The sequence below is a fragment of the Pseudomonas sp. CBS genome, assembly GCF_024734645.1.
In the GTDB taxonomy this organism is placed as follows: Bacteria; Pseudomonadota; Gammaproteobacteria; order Pseudomonadales; family Pseudomonadaceae; genus Aquipseudomonas.
Genome location: NZ_CP102929.1, coordinates 6,257,140 through 6,276,568 on the forward strand (window position 1 = coordinate 6,257,140; position 19,429 = coordinate 6,276,568).

Below are 19,429 nucleotides of genomic sequence, written 5' to 3' on the forward strand. Positions count from 1 at the left end.
TCGACTCCTCAGGCCATCTGCGCCGCAGCGGCGACTTCGGCGGGTTGTGCCGAACGCACGGTGCGCCAAGTGTTGTAAGCCATCAGGAACATGCCGCTGAGGAAGATCGCCCCGCCCACCAGACGCACGATGAAGCCTGGGTGGCTGGCCACCAGGGTTTCGACGAAGGAGTAGGTCAAGGTGCCGTCTTCGTTGACCGCACGCCACATCAGGCCCTGGGCAATGCCGTTGACCCACATCGAAGCGATGTAGAGCACGGTGCCGATGGTGGCCAGCCAGAAGTGCGCGTTGATCAGGCCGAGGCTGTACATCTGCTCGCGACCGAAGATTTTCGGGATCATGTGATACAGCGCGCCGATGGAGATCATCGCTACCCAACCGAGGGCGCCGGCATGAACGTGGCCGATGGTCCAGTCGGTGTAGTGGGAGAGGGCGTTGACCGTCTTGATGGCCATCATCGGCCCTTCGAAGGTCGACATGCCGTAGAACGCGAGAGACACGACAAGGAAGCGCAGGATCGGGTCGCTGCGCAACTTATGCCAGGCGCCCGACAAGGTCATCATGCCGTTGATCATCCCGCCCCAGCTTGGCGCCAGCAGCACCAGCGACATCACCATGCCCAGGGACTGTGCCCAGTCCGGCAACGCGGTGTAGTGCAAGTGGTGCGGGCCGGCCCAGATGTACAGGGTGATCAGTGCCCAGAAGTGCACGATGGACAGGCGATAGGAATACACCGGGCGTTCGGCCTGTTTCGGCACGAAGTAGTACATCATCCCCAGGAAGCCGGCGGTGAGGAAAAAGCCTACCGCGTTATGCCCATACCACCACTGCACCATGGCATCCGTCGCACCGCCGTACAGCGAGTAGGACTTGGTCAGGCTGACCGGGATTTCCAGGTTGTTGACGATATGCAGAATGGCCACGGTGATGATGAACGCACCGAAGAACCAGTTACCGACGTAGATGTGCTTGGTGTTGCGCTTCATCACCGTGCCAAAGAACACAACGGCGTAGGCCACCCAGACGATGGTGATCAGGATGTCGATCGGCCATTCCAGCTCGGCGTATTCCTTGGAGCTGGTGTAGCCCAGCGGCAAGGTGATTGCGGCCAGCACGATGACCAGCTGCCAGCCCCAGAAGCAGAACTGCGCGATCCTGGGGGCGAACAGCTGGGTCTGGCAGGTGCGTTGCACCGAGTAGAAAGAGCTGGCAAACAGCGCGCAACCGCCGAAGGCAAAGATCACCGCGTTGGTGTGCAGCGGGCGCAAACGGCCGAAACTGGTCCAGGGCAAATTGAAGTTGAGTTCGGGCCATACCAACTGGGCAGCGAGAAAAACCCCGAGCCCCATGCCGACGATGCCCCACACCACCGTCATAATGGCGAATTGGCGGACCACCTTGTAGTTATAGGCGGTACTTAAAGTAGTGTTCATGGTTCCCCATCCACGGTTCAACCCAAGCAAATGCGGCACTTGGGCTGGAGTTATAGGCAGACTAAAAAGCGAGGCAAGCATGGGCAAAGAGCACAAGGCCAGTATTGACGGGGATCAATGGGCGCAGTGTGTGCGGGAACGCGGCTGGTTGTGGGATGTCGCCACAGGGTCTATCGCGCGTACGCCCACGACGTTGATCCTGGCCCACGGCGCGGGTGCGCCGATGGACTCGGGCTTCATGAACGACATGGCTGCACGCCTTGCCGGGCATGGCGTGAACGTGTTGCGCTTCGAGTTTCCCTACATGGCCCAGCGCCGTGTGGACGGGGGCAAACGCCCACCCAATCCAGCCCCGAAACTGCTGGAATGCTGGCGTGAGGTGTATGCCGAGGTGCGACGTCATGTCGCTGGGAAACTGGCGGTTGGCGGCAAGTCCATGGGCGGGCGGATGGCCAGTTTACTGGCGGATGAATTGGGCGCGGATACGCTGGTGTGCCTGGGTTATCCGTTTTATGCGGTGGGCAAACCGGAGAAACCCCGGACCGAGCATCTGGCCGGGCTGAAGACGCCGACGTTGATTGTGCAGGGCGAGCGGGATGCGCTGGGCAATCGGGCGGCGGTGGAAGGGTATGTGTTGTCGCCGAGTATCGAGGTGATGTGGTTGGTGGCGGGGGATCATGATTTGAAGCCGTTGAAGGCTTCGGGGTTTAGTCATGAGCAGCATCTGGAGGCTGCGGCGGTGGCAGTCTCGGGGTTTCTCGCTGGTCTTGAGTGAAACCTGTGGCGAGGGAGCTTGCTCCCGCTGGGCTGCGTAGCGGCCCCAAAATCAGGGAGCGCTTCGCACTCCAGCGGGAGCAAGCTCCCTCGCCACAGGTGAGTCGATTACCGGTTAAAGCGTTCTACCAGCGAATACTGAGTATTGGCGGTATGCGTCAGCTCTTCACTCAATTGCGCCGAGTTCAACGCCTGTTCCGACGTCTGATCCGCCAACAGCGCAATGGTGCTGATATTACGGCTGATCTCTTCCGCCACCGAGCTCTGCTCCTCGGTCGCCGCCGCAATCTGCGCTGTCATGTCGGTGATATGCGCCACCGCTTCACTGATCCCGATCAGCGCCTGGTCCGCTTCCATCACCCGTGCCACACCTTCCTCGGCCTGGCGATGCCCGGCGTCCATGGTCTGTACGGCGGCATTGGCGGTCTGTTGCAGCTTGGCGATCAGCGCGTGAATCTGCCCGGTGGACTCGCTGGTACGCTGGGCCAATTGCCGCACTTCATCCGCCACCACCGCAAAGCCCCGGCCCATCTCGCCGGCACGGGCCGCTTCGATGGCTGCGTTCAGCGCCAGCAGGTTGGTCTGGTCGGCGATGCCTTTGATCACATCCACCACGCCGCCGATCTCATCGCTGTCCTTGGCCAGTTGGGTCACGGTCACACCGGTTTCCCCGACCGCCACCGACAGGCGCTGAATCGCCTCGCGGGTTTCACCGGCGATATCACGGCCACGCCCGGTCAGGCGATTGGCTTCCTGGGTGGCATCGGCGGTGCGTTGTACATGGCTGGCGACTTCCTGGGTGGTCGCGGCCATCTGGTTGACCGCAGTGGCCACCTGTTCGGTTTCCACGCGTTGGCGTTCAAGACCACTGGAGCTGTTATGCGCCAGGGTATTGGACTGCGCCGCCTGGGCGTTGAGGTGTTCAGCCGTGTCCTGCAAACGGGTAAGACACGTCTTCAGGCGCGCCTCCTGGCTGAGAATCGACATCTCCAGACGCGCCTGGGCGCCCCGGCTGTCAGTGTACATCTGTGCAATCAGCGGGTCGGACGTGGTCTGCTCGGCTAGGCGCAGCAAACGCTTGAGCCCGCGCTGTTGCCAGCTCAGGCCCAACAGGCCCAGCGGCACTGACAGTGCGGCGGCCAGGGCAAAGCCCCAATGGGAGTCGAGCCACACACCGATCAGGAAGCTCAGTTGGCTGACCAGGATAAACGGCAGCCAGTCCTGCAACACCGGCAGCCACTTGTCGCGGCGCGGGATGGCCGGCTTGCCCTGGTTGATGCGCTGGTAAAGCGCTTCGGCACGGCGGATCTGCTCGGCGGTGGGCTTGACCCGCACCGACTCGTAGCCGATCACCTGATTGCCATCGAAGACTGGTGTCACATAGGCGTTGACCCAATAGTGATCACCGCTCTTGCAGCGGTTCTTGACGATGCCCATCCATGGCAAGCCTTGTTTGAGCGTCGACCACATATGTGCGAACACTGCCGCCGGCACATCCGGATGACGAACCAGGTTGTGCGGGGCACGCAACAGTTCGTCATGGGAAAACCCACTGATCTCGACAAAGGCGTCGTTGCAGTAGGTGATCACGCCTTTGGCATCCGTGGTGGAGATCAACCGTTGCTGAGCGGGGAAGGTACGTTCGCGCTGGGTAACGGGTTGGTTATTACGCATGATTGTTCAATCCGCAAGGCTTTGATGGGTTGTCGGCCGCTACGGGGTTTTATTTAACTTATTTTTGCAACAATCGGCTCAGCCTCAGCCCGCCAGCATCGGATAGGTAAACAACCCGAAATGCAGCAGGTTCAAGCCGAAGTGCGTGACGATCGCCGCGCCCAGCCCACCAAAGCGATACGCCAGGCCGTAGCCCAGGCCGGCGATGGTCGCCAGCAGGGTCCACTGCCAGCCTGCGCCCAGGTGGACCAGGCCGAACAACAGCGCGGCCAGCAACAGCGCGAGGTTTTCACCATAGGGCAACTGCTTGAAGCGCCGGCTCAGGCCGCCCTGGATGTAACCGCGAAACAGTGCTTCCTCCACCAGGGTTACCAGCAGCAGGTTGTTCAATACCCATAGCCACGCCTGTTCCGGCCACTTCGGCGCCCAACTGATGACGCCCAGCAACGCAGCACCGCCCAGTGCGGCAATCGCTGTCAGGGTCAATGCCAGCGCCGTGGCATAGATCGACAGGCGCAATGACCGGCGCGCAACGATCCACGGGCAGGCCAGCAGCAGCCAGAAGCCGATCAGTGGTTTGTCCTGGTTCAGGTACATCGAAAAAGGTACGGCGTCGGCGGTAAAGCGCTGCGGGGCGATCCCGCGACCGTTGTAGAAGCCCGGCAGCCAATGCATCGCCAGCCCCAGCGCCAGCACGATAAACAGGCCGTGGCCGAGATAGCGCACCCAAGGATTTCGCTGCTGGCGCACGGCAAACCCGGCCAGCAGCAACATGGCGACGGACAACGCCGCCATCAAGCCCAATTGCCCGTAGCTCAAGGCGAGTACATAGCCGATGGAAAGAAGCGCCAGGTACAGCCATGGCAGAGCAAGCATGGGGAATCCTTGTGACTATCGAAATCTGAGGGCGGCAGTATAACGAGCGTCACCGACGGTAAAAATGAAAACACCGCCTGGGAAGGCGGTGTTTTGTGTAGCGCGTGTCAGTTACGAGGCAATCAGCTGCCGCAACACGTAGTGCAGGATCCCGCCCGCCTTGAAGTACTCGACCTCATTCAGCGTATCGATGCGGCACAGCACCTCGACCTTCTCGCTGCTGCCATCCTCATGGGTGATCACCAGCGTCAGGTTCATGCGCGGCTCGATCTCGGCGTTGGTCAGCCCGAGGATGTCGATCTTCTCTTTGCCGGTCAGCTTGAGTGCCTTGCGGTTCTGGTCCAGCTTGAACTGCAGGGGCAGCACGCCCATGCCTACCAGGTTGGAGCGGTGAATCCGCTCGAAGCTCTCGGCGATCACCGCCTTGACCCCCAACAGGTTGGTGCCCTTGGCGGCCCAGTCGCGGCTTGAGCCGGTGCCGTACTCCTGACCGGCAATCACCACCAGCGGAGTACCCGAGGCCTGGTACTTCATGGCCGCGTCGTAGATCGGCATTTTCTCGCCGGTAGGGATGTAGATCGTGTTGCCGCCTTCCTCACCGCCGAGCATTTCGTTGCGGATACGGATGTTGGCGAAGGTGCCGCGCATCATCACTTCATGGTTGCCGCGACGCGAGCCGTAGGAGTTGAAGTCCCGCGGTTCGACACCTTGCTCGCGCAGGTATTTACCGGCCGGGCTGTCGGTCTTGATGTTACCGGCGGGGGAGATGTGGTCGGTGGTCACCGAATCCCCCAACAGTGCCAGCACGTTGGCGCCCTTGACGTCTTCGATCACCGGCAGCGGGCCGCCGATGTCGTCAAAGAACGGTGGGTGCTGGATGTAGGTGGAGTCCTTTTGCCAGACGTAGGTCGCGGCCTGCGGCACTTCAATCGCCTGCCACTGTTCGTCGCCGGCAAACACTTCGGCGTATTCCTTGTGGAACATCCCGGTGCTGACTTGGGCGACGGCGTCGGCGATTTCCTTGCTGCTGGGCCAGATGTCTCTCAGGTACACCGGTTTTCCGTCGGAGCCGGTGCCCAGTGGTTCGCTGCTGATGTCCATGCGCACGGTGCCCGCGAGGGCGTAGGCCACGACGAGGGGCGGGGAGGCTAGCCAGTTGGTTTTCACCAATGGGTGCACCCGGCCTTCAAAGTTACGGTTGCCTGAAAGCACCGAGGCTACTGCGAGGTCGGCTTTCTGGATGGCTTTTTCGATCGGCTCGGGCAACGGCCCGGAGTTGCCGATGCAGGTGGTGCAGCCATAACCCACCAGGTCGAACCCCAGCTTGTCGAGGTATTGGGTCAGCCCCGCCGCTTTGTAGTAGTCGGTGACCACCTTGGAGCCGGGTGCCAGGGACGTTTTCACCCAGGGTTTGCTCTTCAATCCTTTCTCTACCGCCTTTTTCGCCACCAGGCCCGCCGCCATCATCACGCTGGGGTTGGAGGTGTTGGTGCAGGAGGTAATCGCCGCGATCACCACCGCGCCGTTTTTCAGGCGATAGGTCTGGCCTTCGAAGTCGTAGTCGGCTTCACCAATCAGGTCGGCGTTGCCCACCGCAACGCCACCGCCGCCTTCGCTTTCCAGGCGGCCTTCTTCCTTGTTGGTGGGTTTGAATTGCAGGTCGAGGAAGTCGCTGAAGGCCTGGCCGACGTTCGGCAGGGAAACGCGGTCTTGCGGACGTTTTGGCCCCGCGAGGCTGGCTTCGACGCTGCCCATGTCCAGCGCCAGGCTGTCAGTGAAGATGGGCTCCTGACCGGCGTTGCGCCACAGGCCCTGGGCCTTGGTGTACGCCTCTACGAGTTTGACGGTTTCCGCAGGACGGCCTGACAGGCGCAGGTAGTCCAGAGTCACGTCGTCCACCGGGAAGAAGCCGCAAGTGGCGCCGTATTCCGGGGCCATGTTGGCGATGGTGGCGCGGTCTGCCAGGGGCAGGTCAGCCAGGCCATCACCATAGAATTCGACGAATTTCCCGACCACGCCTTTTTTGCGCAACATCTGGGTGACGGTCAGCACCAGGTCGGTGGCGGTGATGCCTTCTTTCAGCTTGCCGGTGAGCTTGAAGCCGATCACTTCCGGGATCAGCATCGACACCGGCTGCCCGAGCATCGCGGCTTCTGCTTCGATCCCGCCCACGCCCCAGCCCAGTACGCCAAGGCCGTTGATCATGGTGGTGTGGGAGTCGGTGCCTACCAATGTGTCGGGGAAGGCGTAGGTGCGGCCGTCTTCATCCTTGGTCCACACGGTGCGGCCGAGGTATTCCAGGTTGACCTGGTGGCAGATGCCGGTGCCCGGTGGTACTACGCTGAAGTTGTCGAAGGCGCTCTGGCCCCAGCGCAGGAAGGCGTAGCGTTCGCCGTTGCGCTGCATTTCGATGTCGACGTTTTCTTGAAAAGCGCCGGTGGTGGCGAACTTGTCGACCATCACTGAGTGGTCGATCACCAAATCCACCGGTGACAGCGGGTTGATGCGTTGCGGGTCACCGCCGGCCTTGGCCACGGCAGCGCGCATGGCCGCCAGGTCGACCACCGCGGGCACGCCGGTAAAGTCCTGCATCAGCACGCGGGCGGGGCGGTATTGGATCTCGCGGTCGGAGCGGCGCTCCTTGAGCCAGGCGGCAATGGCCTTGAGGTCGGCGCCGGTGACGGTCTTTTCGTCCTCCCAGCGCAGCAGGTTTTCCAGCAGCACCTTGAGGGACATTGGCAGTTTGTCCAGATCACCCAGGCTCTTGGCGGCTTCGGGCAGGCTGAAGTAGTGATAGGTCTTGTCGTCGATCTGTAAGGTTTTAAGGGTTCTCAGACTATCAAGGGATGACATTACATGACTCCTTATGGTCCGCACGGCTACGGACCTGACGGGACGAACAGAGCTTCTAAATTAGCCCTGTTTTAAGTAGCTGGCTAATTACTGGACTCTATCAATAAGTCCAAGGTTCCGAACTCGGCTATCATGCGCGCGTTTTCATGACAGGCATTGCGCTATAGCAAGCCCGTGATCCAGGAGAGTTGATGAACACCCTTTTTATGCACTGCCGCCCGGGTTTTGAAGGCGAAGTCTGTTCCGAGATCGCGGAACACGCCGCTCGCCTGAACGTTTCGGGCTATGCCAAGGCCAAGACCGGCAGCGCCTGCGCCGAATTTGTGTGCACCGAAGAAGACGGCGCCCAGCGCCTGATGCGCGGCCAACGCTTTGCCGAGCTGATCTTCCCAAGGCAGTGGGCGCGCGGGGTGTTCATCGATTTGCCGGAAACCGACCGCATCAGCGTGATCCTCGCGCACCTGCGGGATTTCCCGGTGTGCGGCAGCCTGTGGCTGGAAATGGTCGACACCAACGATGGCAAGGAACTGTCGAACTTCTGCAAGAAATTCGAAGTGCACCTGCGCAAGGCGCTGATGGCTGCCGGCAAGCTGGTGGAAGACGCCAGCAAGCCGCGCCTGTTGCTGACCTTCAAGAGTGGCCGTGAAGTGTTCATGGGCCTGGCCGAGTCGAACAACTCCGCCATGTGGCCGATGGGCATTCCGCGCCTGAAATTCCCGCGGGACGCGCCAAGCCGCTCGACCTTGAAGCTGGAAGAAGCCTGGCACCACTTTATCCCCCGTGATCAGTGGGACGAGCGCCTGCACAGCGACATGACCGGTGTCGACCTCGGCGCAGCGCCTGGTGGCTGGACCTGGCAACTGGTCAACCGTGGCATGCTGGTGACCGCCATCGACAACGGCCCGATGGCTGAAAGCCTGATGGACACCGGCCTGGTGCAGCACTTAATGGCCGACGGCTTCATCTACACGCCTAAGCAGCCGGTGGACTGGATGGTGTGCGACATCGTCGAGAAACCGGCGCGCAATGCGGCTCTGCTGGAAACCTGGATCGGCGAAGGGCATTGCCGCGAAGCGGTGGTCAACCTGAAGTTGCCGATGAAGCAGCGTTATGCCGAAGTGAAGCGCCTGCTTGAACGCATCGCGGAAGGCTTCAAGGAGCGGGGCATTCGGGTGGAGATTGGCTGCAAGCAGCTGTACCACGACCGTGAAGAAGTGACCTGCCATCTACGTCGGCTGGATGTGAAGAAGCCAAAGTCCCGGTAACCCGCCCCCTGTAGGAGCGAGCTCGCTCGCGAAAACCTTGAGGGCGCCGCTGACTACCTGGCGCCCCGCATTACCGCTAAAATGCCGGCCTGTTTAGGAGTAAACCATGAGCCTGACCCCTGATTTACCCATCGACGCCACCCTCGATGCCACCGGCCTCAACTGCCCCGAACCGGTGATGATGCTGCACCAGCACATCCGCGACCTGGCACCCGGCGGCTTGCTCAAGGTGATAGCGACCGATCCGTCGACCCGTCGCGATATCCCCAAGTTCTGCGTGTTTCTCGACCATGAACTGGTGGACCAACAGGAACAGGCTGGCACCTACCTGTACTGGATCCGCAAGAAGTCCCTGTAGGCGCGAGCTTGCTCTCGAAGGTCGTTAACGATAACGCGGGCTGCCAGGCTTAACGCGGCGCTCCAGGGTTTTTCGCGAGCAAGCTCGCTCCTACAGTTTTTTTTCGTGGCGAATCCGCTTGCGTGCACTGCGCATCAGGCGGATCACCAGCATCGCCGCCGCACAGCTCAGGCCCACGATCAGCCCCTGCCACAAGCCGCTCGGGCCGCGCGCCTGGCCCAGCCACTCGGTCAGCCCCAGCGCGTAGCCCACCGGCAAGCCCACACCCCAATACGCAAAGAGCGTCAGCACCATGGTCACCCGTGTGTCCTGGTAACCGCGCAACGCGCCGGCGGCCGTGACCTGGATCGCGTCCGAGAACTGAAACAGCGCCGCAAACACAATCAGCATCGCCGCCACTTGGATCACCAGCGGGTCCTGGGTGTAGATGGTGGCGATCTGTTCGCGAAACAGCAGCATCAGGCTGCAGGACAGGCAGGCATACACCAGCGCCGTGCCCATGCCGACACCTGCCGCGAAGCGCGCCTCACGAGGTTCGCCACGGCCCAGGGCCTGACCGACGCGCACGGTGACGGCCATGCTCAGGGAGTAGGGGATCATGAACACCAGCGAGCTGAAGTTCAGCGCGATCTGGTGCCCGGCTACCACGGTGGCGCCGAGGCTGCCGATCAGCAGCGCGATCACCGCAAAGATGCTCGACTCGGCAAACACCGCGATCCCGATCGGCAAACCAATGCTCAGCACGCGCTTGATCACCGACCATTGCGGCCAGTCAAAACGCTTGAACAGCTCGCTGCTCTGATACACCGGCGCCCAGCGGGTCCAGGCGGCCAGGCCGAGCATCATCACCCACATCACGATCGCCGTGGCCCAGCCACAACCGATGCCGCCCATAGCCGGCACGCCGAAGTGGCCGTAGATAAACACATAGTTCAGCGGAATATTCAGCGCCAGCCCGCACAGGCCCATGACCATGCTCGGCCGCGTTCGGCCCAGGCCGTCGCTGAAGCAGCGCAACACGTAATACAGCGCAATGGCCGGCATGCCCGAGGCGATGCCGTGCAGGTAGCCCATGCACGGCTTGATCAGCTCGGGATCGACCTTCATCACATGCAGGATCGGTTCGGCGCTGATCAGCAACAGCAGCGCGGTAATCCCCACCACCAGGGCCAGCCACATCGACTGGCGCACCAGCGGGCCGATTTCGCCGTGGGTGCCGGCGCCAAAGCGTTGGGCGACTTTCGGCGTGGTGGCCAGCAGCGTGCCGGTCATCAGCAGGTACACCGGGATCCAGATGGAGTTGCCCAGGGCGACCGCCGCCAGGTCCCGGGAACTCACACGCCCAGCCATCACGGCATCGACAAAGCCCATGGCCGTGGTCGCCAGTTGCCCGATCATGATCGGCAAGGCCAGGGCCAGCAGGTTGCGCACTTCAAGGCTGACGCGGGCGGGGCGGGAGAGGGCGGTGGTGGCAGTGTTCACGTACAGATGTCCGATAAGGGGAAGCGCAGGACGGCGCATTCTACGCTTTGACGTGTTGGTCAGGAAAAAACCTGTGTTGTGGATTTGTAAACACATCCCAGCGCAAATGTTGCGTTTGGTGACGAGGGCACTTGCTGTGGCGAGGGAGCTTGCTCCCGCTGGGCTGCGCAGCAGCCCCAGAACGGGCAACCGCTGTGTACCTGAAAAAACACGGCGCTTCATTTGGGAGCGCTGCGCACTCCAGCGGGAGCAAGCTCCCTCGCCACAAGGAAAACCGCTGTACACTGCTGATCCGCGAAAGGAGCCTGCCATGCTGATTGTTGCCGACGAAAATATCCCGCTGCTCGATGCATTCTTCGAAGGATTCGGCGAGATTCGCCGGGTTCCAGGCCGGTCCATCGACCGCGCGACTATCGAACAGGCCGATGTGCTGCTGGTGCGCTCGGTGACCAATGTCACCCGTGCCTTGCTCGAAGGCACGCCGGTGCGATTTGTCGGCACCTGCACCATCGGCACGGATCACCTCGACCTTGATTACTTCCAGCGCGCCGGCATCCAGTGGTCCAGCGCTCCCGGCTGCAACGCCCGTGGCGTGGTCGACTATGTGCTGGGCAGCCTGCTGACCCTGGCCGAGATCGAAGGCGCCGACCTGGCCCAACGCACCTATGGCGTGGTGGGCGCCGGTGAAGTCGGCGGACGCCTGGTCAAGGTGCTCAAGGCGTTGGGCTGGAAGGTGCTGGTGTGCGACCCGCCCCGGCAGATCGCCGAGGATGGTGACTACGTCAGCCTGCAGCAGATTGTCGAGCAGTGTGACGTGATCAGCTTGCATACGCCGCTGAACAAATCCGGCAACGGGTCTACCTGGCACTTGTTCGATCGCGAGCGCCTCAACCAACTCAAGCCCGGCGCCTGGCTGATCAACGCCAGCCGCGGCCCGGTGGTGGACAATGCCGCCCTCAGGGACGTGCTGCTGGAACGCGAAGACCTGCAGGCGGTGCTGGATGTGTGGGAAGGCGAGCCCCAGGTGGACGTCGACCTGGCCGACTTGTGCGTGCTGGCCACCCCGCATATCGCCGGCTACAGCCTGGACGGCAGGCAGCGCGGCACCGCGCAGATCTACCAGGCGCTGTGCCGGTATCTTGGTCAGGAGGCGACGATTCAACTCAACGACTTGCTGCCGGAGCCTTGGTTGGCCGAGATCACCCTCAACGCCAATACCGACCCGGCCTGGGCGCTGGCGGCCCTGTGCCGTGGGGTGTACGACCCGCGCCGTGATGACGCGGATTTTCGCCGTAGCCTTGTAGGTACCGTGGATGAGCAGCGCAAGGCGTTCGACCAACTGCGCAAGCACTACCCGCCGCGGCGCGAAATTGAGGGTTTGAAGGTGCGAATCAGCGGCGACTCTGCGGCCTTGTCTAACATCGTGTCGGCATTGGGCGCGCAGGCAATCTGAAGGCATAAAAAACCCGGTCATCAAGGCCGGGTTTAAAAGAGCGTGGGCGATTCAGCCTCGCTTGGCAGGCTTGACCAATTTCTGTTCCAGTTCGGCGCAGGCGCTCTGGATCATCTCTTCGGTGATTTGCACTTCGCGGCCTTGAGCGTCGATGTACGAGCAAGGCAACTGCTGCGGCTGGCGGATCACTTCAATCTTGGCATTGCTGCTGTTTTGCAAGGACATGGCCCGTCTCCTCATCAGGTTGTGTACCTATTTTAAAATCACCGCGTGACCGCGTTGTTACAACTCCTTTCACGGTCAGCAGATCGAATGCCCAGTCCAGCAGAAACCGATACAAATTTCCAGCCGGGCCTTAGACCGATAGCCTCTAGGGCCTAGGTTCGGTAAGCATAATTAACCTGACTCATTGTGATTCGCTCAAGTTCCCCCCATGTAGCTCTGTAGGTTCCCGTCTCCCACCCTCAGGTGAAACCCGCCATGCTCTCAGCCCGTCAACGCCGCGCGATTCGCCTGGCCAGCCGCTTCGTCGCTCCCTACCGCTGGCAGGCCCTGGGGGCCTTGTTGGCGTTGATCGTCACCGCCGGCATCACCTTGTCCATGGGGCAGGGCATTCGCCTGCTGGTGGACCAGGGCTTCATGACCCAGTCGCCGCACCTGCTCAACCAGTCCATCGGCCTGTTCATGATTCTGGTGCTGGGCCTCGCGGTGGGCACCTTTACGCGGTTTTACCTGGTGTCGTGGATCGGCGAGCGGGTGGTGGCAGACATCCGGCGGCAGGTGTTCAACCATTTGATCTACCTGCACCCGGGCTTCTATGAAAACAACCGCAGTTCGGAAATCCAGTCCCGGTTGACCACCGACACCACCTTGCTGCAATCGGTGATCGGCTCCTCGCTGTCGCTGTTCCTGCGCAACGCCCTGATGGTGATCGGCGGGATTGTGCTGTTGTTTGTCACCAACCCCAAACTCACCAGCATCGTCGTGATCGCGCTGCCGCTGGTGCTGGCGCCGATCTTGATCTTTGGCCGCCGGGTGCGCAGCCTTTCGCGCCAGAGTCAGGACAGGATCGCCGACGTGGGCAGCTATGTGTCCGAGACCCTCGGCCAGATCAAGACGGTGCAGGCCTATAACCACCAGGTGCAGGACGAGCAGCGCTTCGCGGTGACGGTGGAAGAGGCATTCACCACCGCGCGCAAACGCATCCTGCAGCGTTCTTGGCTGATTACCCTGGTGATCATGCTGGTGCTGGGCGCGGTGGGCGTGATGCTCTGGGTCGGCGGCATGGACGTGATCAGCGGGCGGATTTCCGGTGGTGAACTGGCTGCGTTCGTGTTCTACAGCCTGATCGTCGGCAGTGCCGTCGGCACTTTGAGTGAAGTGTTGGGCGAGTTGCAGCGGGCGGCCGGTGCGGCAGAGCGGATTGGGGAATTGCTGCAATCGAGTAATGAGATCAAGGCGCCCGAGGCTAACGTGATCAAGCTGCCGGAGCGGGTCAGCGGCCGCCTGGAAATCCAGGATCTGCGCTTCTCCTATCCGTCGCGCCCGGATCGTTTTGCCATCGACGGCTTGAGCCTGAGCATCAATGCCGGTGAAACCCTGGCCCTGGTCGGCCCGTCGGGCGCGGGAAAATCGACGATCTTCGATCTGCTGCTGCGTTTCTACGATCCTCAGCAAGGCCGCATCCTGCTTGAAGGTCAGCCACTGACCGAACTGGACCCGCTGGACCTGCGCCGCTGTTTCGCCTTGGTGTCCCAGAGCCCGGCGCTGTTCTTTGGCACGGTCGAAGAGAACATCCGCTACGGCAATCCGTCGGCCACTTTTGCCCAGGTCGAAGAAGCGGCGCGCATCGCCCATGCCCATGATTTCATCCTGCAAATGCCCGACGGCTACCAGACCCACCTGGGCGATGGCGGCATGGGCCTTTCCGGCGGCCAGCGTCAACGCCTGGCCATCGCCCGGGCGCTGTTGGTGGACGCACCGATCCTGCTGCTGGACGAAGCCACCAGCGCACTGGATGCCCAGAGCGAACACCTGATCCAGCAAGCGCTGCCCCAGTTGATGGAAGGGCGCACCACCCTGGTGATCGCCCACCGGTTGGCCACGGTGAAGAACGCGGACCGGATTGCCGTGATGGACCAGGGCAAGCTGGTGGCGGTGGGGACGCATCAGCAACTGATCGCCAGCAATCCGCTGTATGCACGGCTGGCGGCGTTGCAGTTCAGTGATGGTACTGAAGTTGATTGAGGCAGTGAGGCTGTGGTGCGACCGTTCCTTAGGGCATTATGTTGGCTTTCGTTACAGACTTGGATGAGGATATGAGCCGTTATCAACCTCCGTTGACCCTGACTGCCAAGATGTTGAGTCTGGTTGCTGATATCAGTGAGCAGATTGGTCAGCTTTCAGCTGGCGACGACAACCGGCAGACCCCGCAATTGAGGCGTGGCAACCGCATTCGTACGATTCAGGCTTCGCTGGCCATCGAGAACAATACCCTGAATGTCGAGCAGGTGACCGCAGTGCTGGAAGGCAAGCGTGTGCTGGGCTTGCCCCGGGAGATTCAGGAAGTACGCAACGCTTTTTCCGCTTACGAGGCTATGCCGCAGTGGGCACCGGGCGAACGTGCGGACCTGCTGCGTGCCCATGAGTTATTGATGTACGGCTTGATCGATGATGCGGGTCGGTTTCGTCAGGCGGGCGTAGGGATCTATCGGGGCGAACAGTTGATGCACATGGCGCCGCCGGCGAGCCGTGTTACGCATTTGGTTGATGATTTGCTGAAGTGGCAGTCCGCCTCTGACTGGCATCCACTGATCGTTAGCTGTGTCTTTCACTACGAATTCGAGTTTATCCATCCTTTTGCCGATGGAAACGGGCGTATGGGCCGCTTTTGGCAAACCCTGATTCTCAGTCAGTGGCGCCCGGTGCTGGCTTACTTGCCGGTAGAGGCGGTGATTCGCGAGCAGCAGGATGCTTATTACGCCGCATTGTCGGCGGCGGACCAGCAGGCAGAGGCAACTCCCTTTGTCGAGTTCATGCTGCAAGCCTTGAACCTTGCGCTGGCAGAAGCGGTGCAAAGCGAGTCCCCGGCAGCGCCATAAAAAATGCCCGCATCTCTCAATGCGGGCACTTTTCTTTCAGCTTCAAGCTTGTTGCTTGCAGCTGCACCCCTTACTGATCATCAAAATACCGCTCATGCCAATCCACCAGCGGCTGTGGCGCGTTGAGCTTCTGCCCGTAGATCACCGAATAAGACAGCACGTTCTGCACGTACTGACGGGTTTCGTCGAACGGGATGCTTTCCACCCATACATCGAAACTCAGGTGATCGGCGCCGCGCAGCCATTGGCGCACACGGCCCGGGCCGGCGTTGTAGGCGGCGGTGGCGAGCACGCGGTTGCCGTTGAACTGGGCATGAACCTGGCTCAGGTACGCCGCGCCGAGCTGGATGTTCTTGTCCGGGTCGAGCACCTGCTGTTGCGAGGCCAGCGGGATGCTGAATTTGCGTGCGGTCTCTTTGGCGGTGCCGGGCATCAGTTGCATCAGGCCGGTGGCGCCGACGCCGGAGCGGGCGTCGTCCATAAAGGCGCTTTCCTGGCGGGTGATCGCAAACACCCAGCTTGAATGTACGCCACGGACCTTGGCTTCACGCACCAGGGTGTCGCGGTGGGCCATCGGGAAGCGGATATCCAGGTCGTCCCAGTACTGGGCCTGGCTGATGGTGCGGATCGCCGGGAAGTACCACTTCATGTCGTAGGCCAGCTTGGCTTGGGCGACCATCTCGTCGCGGTTGAAGTGCCGGCTGACGTGGTACCACTCGCGACGGCCATCAACGATCTGGCCGCGGGCGTAGAACTCCAGGGCGCGACGTACGCCCGGGGTGTTACGCACCTTGTTCATCAGCGCCTGGCTCATCAGCAGCGGCTTGTTGTTCAGCTGGTACGGCGACTGCGAGCGATCCGCTGCCAGGAAGCCGTAGAAGTCACGTTCCTTGGCCAGGCCCTTGTACATCACCAGGGCTTGCGGGTTTTTCGGCTCTGCCAGTTCCAGGCTGCGGGCCTGCCAGTAGCGCCAGCGGTTGGTGGTGGCCAGATCCTGGGGCAGCTTGCGGGTCAACTGGTAGGCGTCTTCCCAGCGGGCCAGTCGCAGCAGCAGGCGCAGACGCCATTCGGAGACGGTGTTGTCCCGCAGTTCCGGGTCGTATTTGGTCATCACGTCGAGGGCGCGGGGGTCGTAGCGGCGTGCGAGGGTCAGGCCGATTTCCCGGGCGATCGACACTTTTTCGTCACGAGAGAAGTGCATGCTGCTGGCATAACCGTCGAGCAGGGCCATGGCCTTGTCCGGGTCCTGGCGCGCCAGGCGGCGAAGGCCCAGGCCGACGGCGTCGGACATGGCCTCGTTGGCCGGCAGGAAGCGCGACGGGTCGCTGAGCATGTCGGGTTTTTGCGCCACGTCCACCATCAGGCGGCCCTGGGCGCCGAGGTTCGGCAGGGTTTTTACCAGGCTGTTGGCCAGCGGGTAGTTGCGGGCTTCGGCGGCGAGTTTGGCGCGGTCCCAGATTTTCTGTTCGGTCAGTTGGCCGTCTGCGGCCCACTGGCCAAAGGTGGCATCACAGGCGGCAGGCTGGGATTTACCGGTCAGCCACAGCTTCTCGGTGGTTTTATAACCTTCGGCTTTTTGGTTATGGGTCAGCTGGAACTGGCCGTGCAGGCAGTCCAGTTCGACGAAATTGAGTTTGGCGTCGTAGTACTTTTCAAAGGTTTGCCAGTCGCCACGGTCGGCCAGCCAGCGCAACCAGCGCAGCTTCATCCAGTTGGCCTGGGGCAGGTCGCCGTTCTTGGCGAGGAATTGTTCGATTTCCTCGTTGCTCGCGGTTTTCAGGCGCGCGGTCAGTTCGTCGTAGGCCAGGTATGGCGTCAACGGGTAGTCGGCCAGGGCCTGGCTGTACTGGAAATACGGGCCGCTGTCGCCTTTGGCGAGGGCTCGTTTGGCTTCATCGTAATATTGACGTTGGGTGGTGAGGTCCACGGCCTGGGCGGATTGAACGGCGGTGGCAGAAAGAAGCAGACAAGATAAAAAGCTGAAAAGGCGACTGCGCATGAGACGTCCGTGCAGAGGAATCTGGACTAGTGCCGACGTCGCCGACACTGATTGCCCCTAGCTTAGCCTTTTGCCCGCAGCCGGTGAAAGCTTTGCCGGTCGCTTCGTTCAAGTTCATCTGAAATGTCCGACAGAACATGTCAACGGCGAAAATGCCGGCCGCCTCGCGCCCTAAGTCAGGTAGAATGCGCGCCCAGTTTTTGGAGAAGCGTATGACCCTGCTCAAATTCAGCGATGTGTCCCTTGCTTTCGGCGCTATGCCGTTGTTGGACAAGGTGTCCTGGCAGATCGCCCGTGGTGAGCGGGTGTGCATCATCGGCCGCAACGGCACCGGCAAGTCCAGCATGATGAAGCTGGTAAAAGGCGATCAGAAGCCCGATGACGGCTCTGTCTGGCGCGCCCCGGGCCTCAAGATTGGCGAATTGCCGCAAGAATTGCCGGTGGCCGACGGACGGACAGTGTTCGACGTGGTTGCCGAAGGCCTCGATGGCGTGGGCGCACTGCTCGCCGAATACCATCACCTGGCACAGAACTGCGTCACCGAAGAAGACCTGGACAAGTTGATGCACGTCCAGCAAGACCTCGAAGCCCGTGACGGCTGGCGCCTGCAGCAATTGGTCGACAGCACCCTGAGCCGCCTGCAACTGCCGGCCGACAAAACCCTCGCCGAATTGTCCGGCGGCTGGCGTCGCCGCGTCCTGCTGGCCCAGGCCCTGGTTTCCGAACCGGATCTGCTGCTGCTCGACGAACCGACCAACCACCTGGACATTGGCGCAATCGCCTGGCTTGAAGAAGCCCTCAAGGATTTCCAGGGCGCCGTGCTGTTCATCACGCACGACCGTTCTTTCCTGCAAAACCTCGCCACACGCATCCTCGAACTGGATCGTGGCGGCCTGATCGACTGGAATGGCGACTACGCCAGCTTCCTGGTGCATAAAGAAGCTGCACTGTCCGCCGAAGAAACCGCCAATGCGCTGTTTGACAAAAAGCTGGCTCAGGAAGAAGTCTGGATCCGCCAGGGTATCAAGGCCCGTCGCACCCGTAACGAAGGCCGCGTACGCGCCCTGAAAGCCTTGCGCGTTGAGCGCAGCGAGCGTCGCGAGCGCACCGGCAAGGCCAACATTCAGCTGGATACCGCCGACAAGTCCGGCAAGCAAGTGATGGTCCTGGAAAACGTCAGCTTCCATCACCCGGACGGCCCATTCCTGATCAAGGACTTTTCCATGGTCCTGCAGCGCGGCGACCGTATCGGCCTACTCGGCGCCAACGGTACCGGCAAGACCACCTTGCTCAAGCTGATGCTCAACGGTTTGCAACCGACCAGCGGCACCGTGGAAGAGGGCACCCGCATCGACGTGGCCTACTTCGACCAGTTGCGCCACCAGTTGGACCTGGAAAAAACCGTGATCGACAACGTCGCCGAAGGTCGCGACTTTATCGACATCGACGGCCAGAGCCGCCACGTGTTGAGCTACCTGGGCGACTTCCTGTTCAGCCCGCAGCGTGCACGTACACCGGTGAAAGCCTTGTCTGGTGGCGAGCGTGCGCGTCTGCTGCTGGCCAAGCTGTTCAGCAAGCCAGCCAACCTGCTGGTGCTCGACGAACCGACCAACGACCTCGACGTTGAAACCCTGGAACTGCTGGAAGAGGTCTTGCTGACCTTCAACGGCACCGTGCTGATGGTCAGTCACGACCGGGCATTCCTCGACAACGTGGTCACCAGCACCCTGGTCTTCGAAGGTGAAGGCAAGGTACGTGAATACGTCGGTGGTTATCAGGACTGGCTGCGTCAGGGCGGCTCGCCGCGCCTGCTGGGTGTGACCGAGAGCAAATCCGGCAAGGCTGACCTGGCGTCGGCCGTGGTAGCTCCGGCTGCTGCCGCTCCTGCTCCAGCGCAAGAAGCACCTGCTGCAAAGAAGAAGCTCAGCTACAAGCTGCAACGTGAGCTGGAAGCACTGCCGGGTGATATCGATGCCAAGGAACAGCAGATCGCTGCCGTTGAAGCTGAAATGGCTGACGCGGGTTTCTATCTGCGTCCTGCTGCCGAAACCGCCAAGGTGATTGCGTCCCTCGAGCAGTTGAACAGCGAGCTGGAAGCCCTGGTTGAGCGCTGGGCCGAGCTGGATGCCTGAGTGATTCAAGCGCAATAAAAAACCCGGCG

At 61.5% G+C, this 19,429-nt stretch carries 13 protein-coding genes and 1 pseudogene; 7 read left to right on the forward strand and 7 right to left on the reverse strand.

Annotation, left to right across the window (positions count from 1 at the left end; all coding sequences use genetic code 11):
- Nucleotides 1-8 precede the first annotated feature (8 nt).
- Nucleotides 9-1,433 (reverse strand): cytochrome-c oxidase, cbb3-type subunit I, encoded by a 1,425-nt coding sequence (gene ccoN, locus NVB75_RS28555; RefSeq protein WP_258344382.1) that lies wholly within the window; start codon nt 1,431-1,433, stop codon nt 9-11.
- A gap of 79 nt (nt 1,434-1,512) precedes the next feature.
- On the opposite strand from ccoN, the gene NVB75_RS28560 reads away from it, so the two are divergent.
- A complete protein-coding gene (locus NVB75_RS28560; protein ID WP_258344384.1) occupies nt 1,513-2,208 on the forward strand; it encodes an alpha/beta family hydrolase in 696 nt (231 codons plus the stop codon).
- A 107-nt stretch (nt 2,209-2,315) separates the two neighbouring features.
- Here the strand turns inward: NVB75_RS28560 and NVB75_RS28565 are convergent, their stop codons facing one another.
- From NVB75_RS28565 to acnA, 3 genes are all read right to left on the reverse strand, one after another.
- A complete protein-coding gene (locus tag NVB75_RS28565) occupies nt 2,316-3,881 on the reverse strand; it encodes a PAS domain-containing methyl-accepting chemotaxis protein (RefSeq protein WP_258344386.1) in 1,566 nt (521 codons plus the stop codon).
- An 84-nt stretch (nt 3,882-3,965) separates the two neighbouring features.
- Nucleotides 3,966-4,757, reverse strand: a complete 792-nt coding sequence (locus tag NVB75_RS28570; protein WP_258344388.1) for a CPBP family intramembrane glutamic endopeptidase — start codon at nt 4,755-4,757, stop codon at nt 3,966-3,968.
- A gap of 111 nt (nt 4,758-4,868) precedes the next feature.
- Nucleotides 4,869-7,610, reverse strand: coding sequence for an aconitate hydratase AcnA (gene acnA, locus NVB75_RS28575; RefSeq protein WP_258344390.1), 2,742 nt, complete (start codon nt 7,608-7,610; stop codon nt 4,869-4,871).
- 191 nt (nt 7,611-7,801) lie between these two features.
- Between acnA and rlmM the strand changes: the two genes are divergently transcribed.
- Together rlmM and tusA are read left to right on the forward strand one after the other, a co-directional pair.
- On the forward strand, nt 7,802-8,875 hold the full coding sequence (gene rlmM, locus NVB75_RS28580; RefSeq protein WP_076017226.1) for a 23S rRNA (cytidine(2498)-2'-O)-methyltransferase RlmM: 1,074 nt from the start codon (nt 7,802-7,804) through the stop codon (nt 8,873-8,875).
- 106 nt (nt 8,876-8,981) lie between these two features.
- The gene (tusA, locus tag NVB75_RS28585) at nt 8,982-9,233 is read left to right on the forward strand and encodes a sulfurtransferase TusA (RefSeq protein WP_258344393.1); all 252 of its coding nucleotides are present in this window, start codon (nt 8,982-8,984) and stop codon (nt 9,231-9,233) included.
- 90 nt (nt 9,234-9,323) lie between these two features.
- On the opposite strand, the gene NVB75_RS28590 is transcribed toward tusA, so the two are convergent.
- Nucleotides 9,324-10,715 (reverse strand): MATE family efflux transporter, encoded by a 1,392-nt coding sequence (locus tag NVB75_RS28590; RefSeq protein WP_258344394.1) that lies wholly within the window; start codon nt 10,713-10,715, stop codon nt 9,324-9,326.
- A gap of 310 nt (nt 10,716-11,025) precedes the next feature.
- Between NVB75_RS28590 and pdxB the strand changes: the two genes are divergently transcribed.
- Nucleotides 11,026-12,168, forward strand: a complete 1,143-nt coding sequence (pdxB, locus tag NVB75_RS28595; RefSeq protein WP_258344396.1) for a 4-phosphoerythronate dehydrogenase PdxB — start codon at nt 11,026-11,028, stop codon at nt 12,166-12,168.
- A 51-nt stretch (nt 12,169-12,219) separates the two neighbouring features.
- Here the strand turns inward: pdxB and NVB75_RS28600 are convergent, their stop codons facing one another.
- On the reverse strand, nt 12,220-12,393 hold the full coding sequence (locus NVB75_RS28600) for a PA1571 family protein (RefSeq protein ID WP_010176367.1): 174 nt from the start codon (nt 12,391-12,393) through the stop codon (nt 12,220-12,222).
- A 255-nt stretch (nt 12,394-12,648) separates the two neighbouring features.
- Between NVB75_RS28600 and NVB75_RS28605 the strand changes: the two genes are divergently transcribed.
- Nucleotides 12,649-14,415: an ABC transporter transmembrane domain-containing protein gene (locus tag NVB75_RS28605; protein WP_258344397.1), complete on the forward strand. Its 1,767-nt coding sequence runs from the start codon at nt 12,649-12,651 to the stop codon at nt 14,413-14,415.
- A gap of 71 nt (nt 14,416-14,486) precedes the next feature.
- Nucleotides 14,487-15,251: pseudogene (locus tag NVB75_RS28610) on the forward strand (Fic family protein); the annotation flags it as partial.
- A gap of 88 nt (nt 15,252-15,339) precedes the next feature.
- Here the strand turns inward: NVB75_RS28610 and NVB75_RS28615 are convergent.
- On the reverse strand, nt 15,340-17,268 hold the full coding sequence (locus NVB75_RS28615; protein WP_258344399.1) for a transglycosylase SLT domain-containing protein: 1,929 nt from the start codon (nt 17,266-17,268) through the stop codon (nt 15,340-15,342).
- 212 nt (nt 17,269-17,480) lie between these two features.
- Between NVB75_RS28615 and NVB75_RS28620 the strand changes: the two genes are divergently transcribed.
- Nucleotides 17,481-19,400, forward strand: a complete 1,920-nt coding sequence (locus NVB75_RS28620; protein WP_258344401.1) for an ATP-binding cassette domain-containing protein — start codon at nt 17,481-17,483, stop codon at nt 19,398-19,400.
- Nucleotides 19,401-19,429 lie beyond the last annotated feature (29 nt).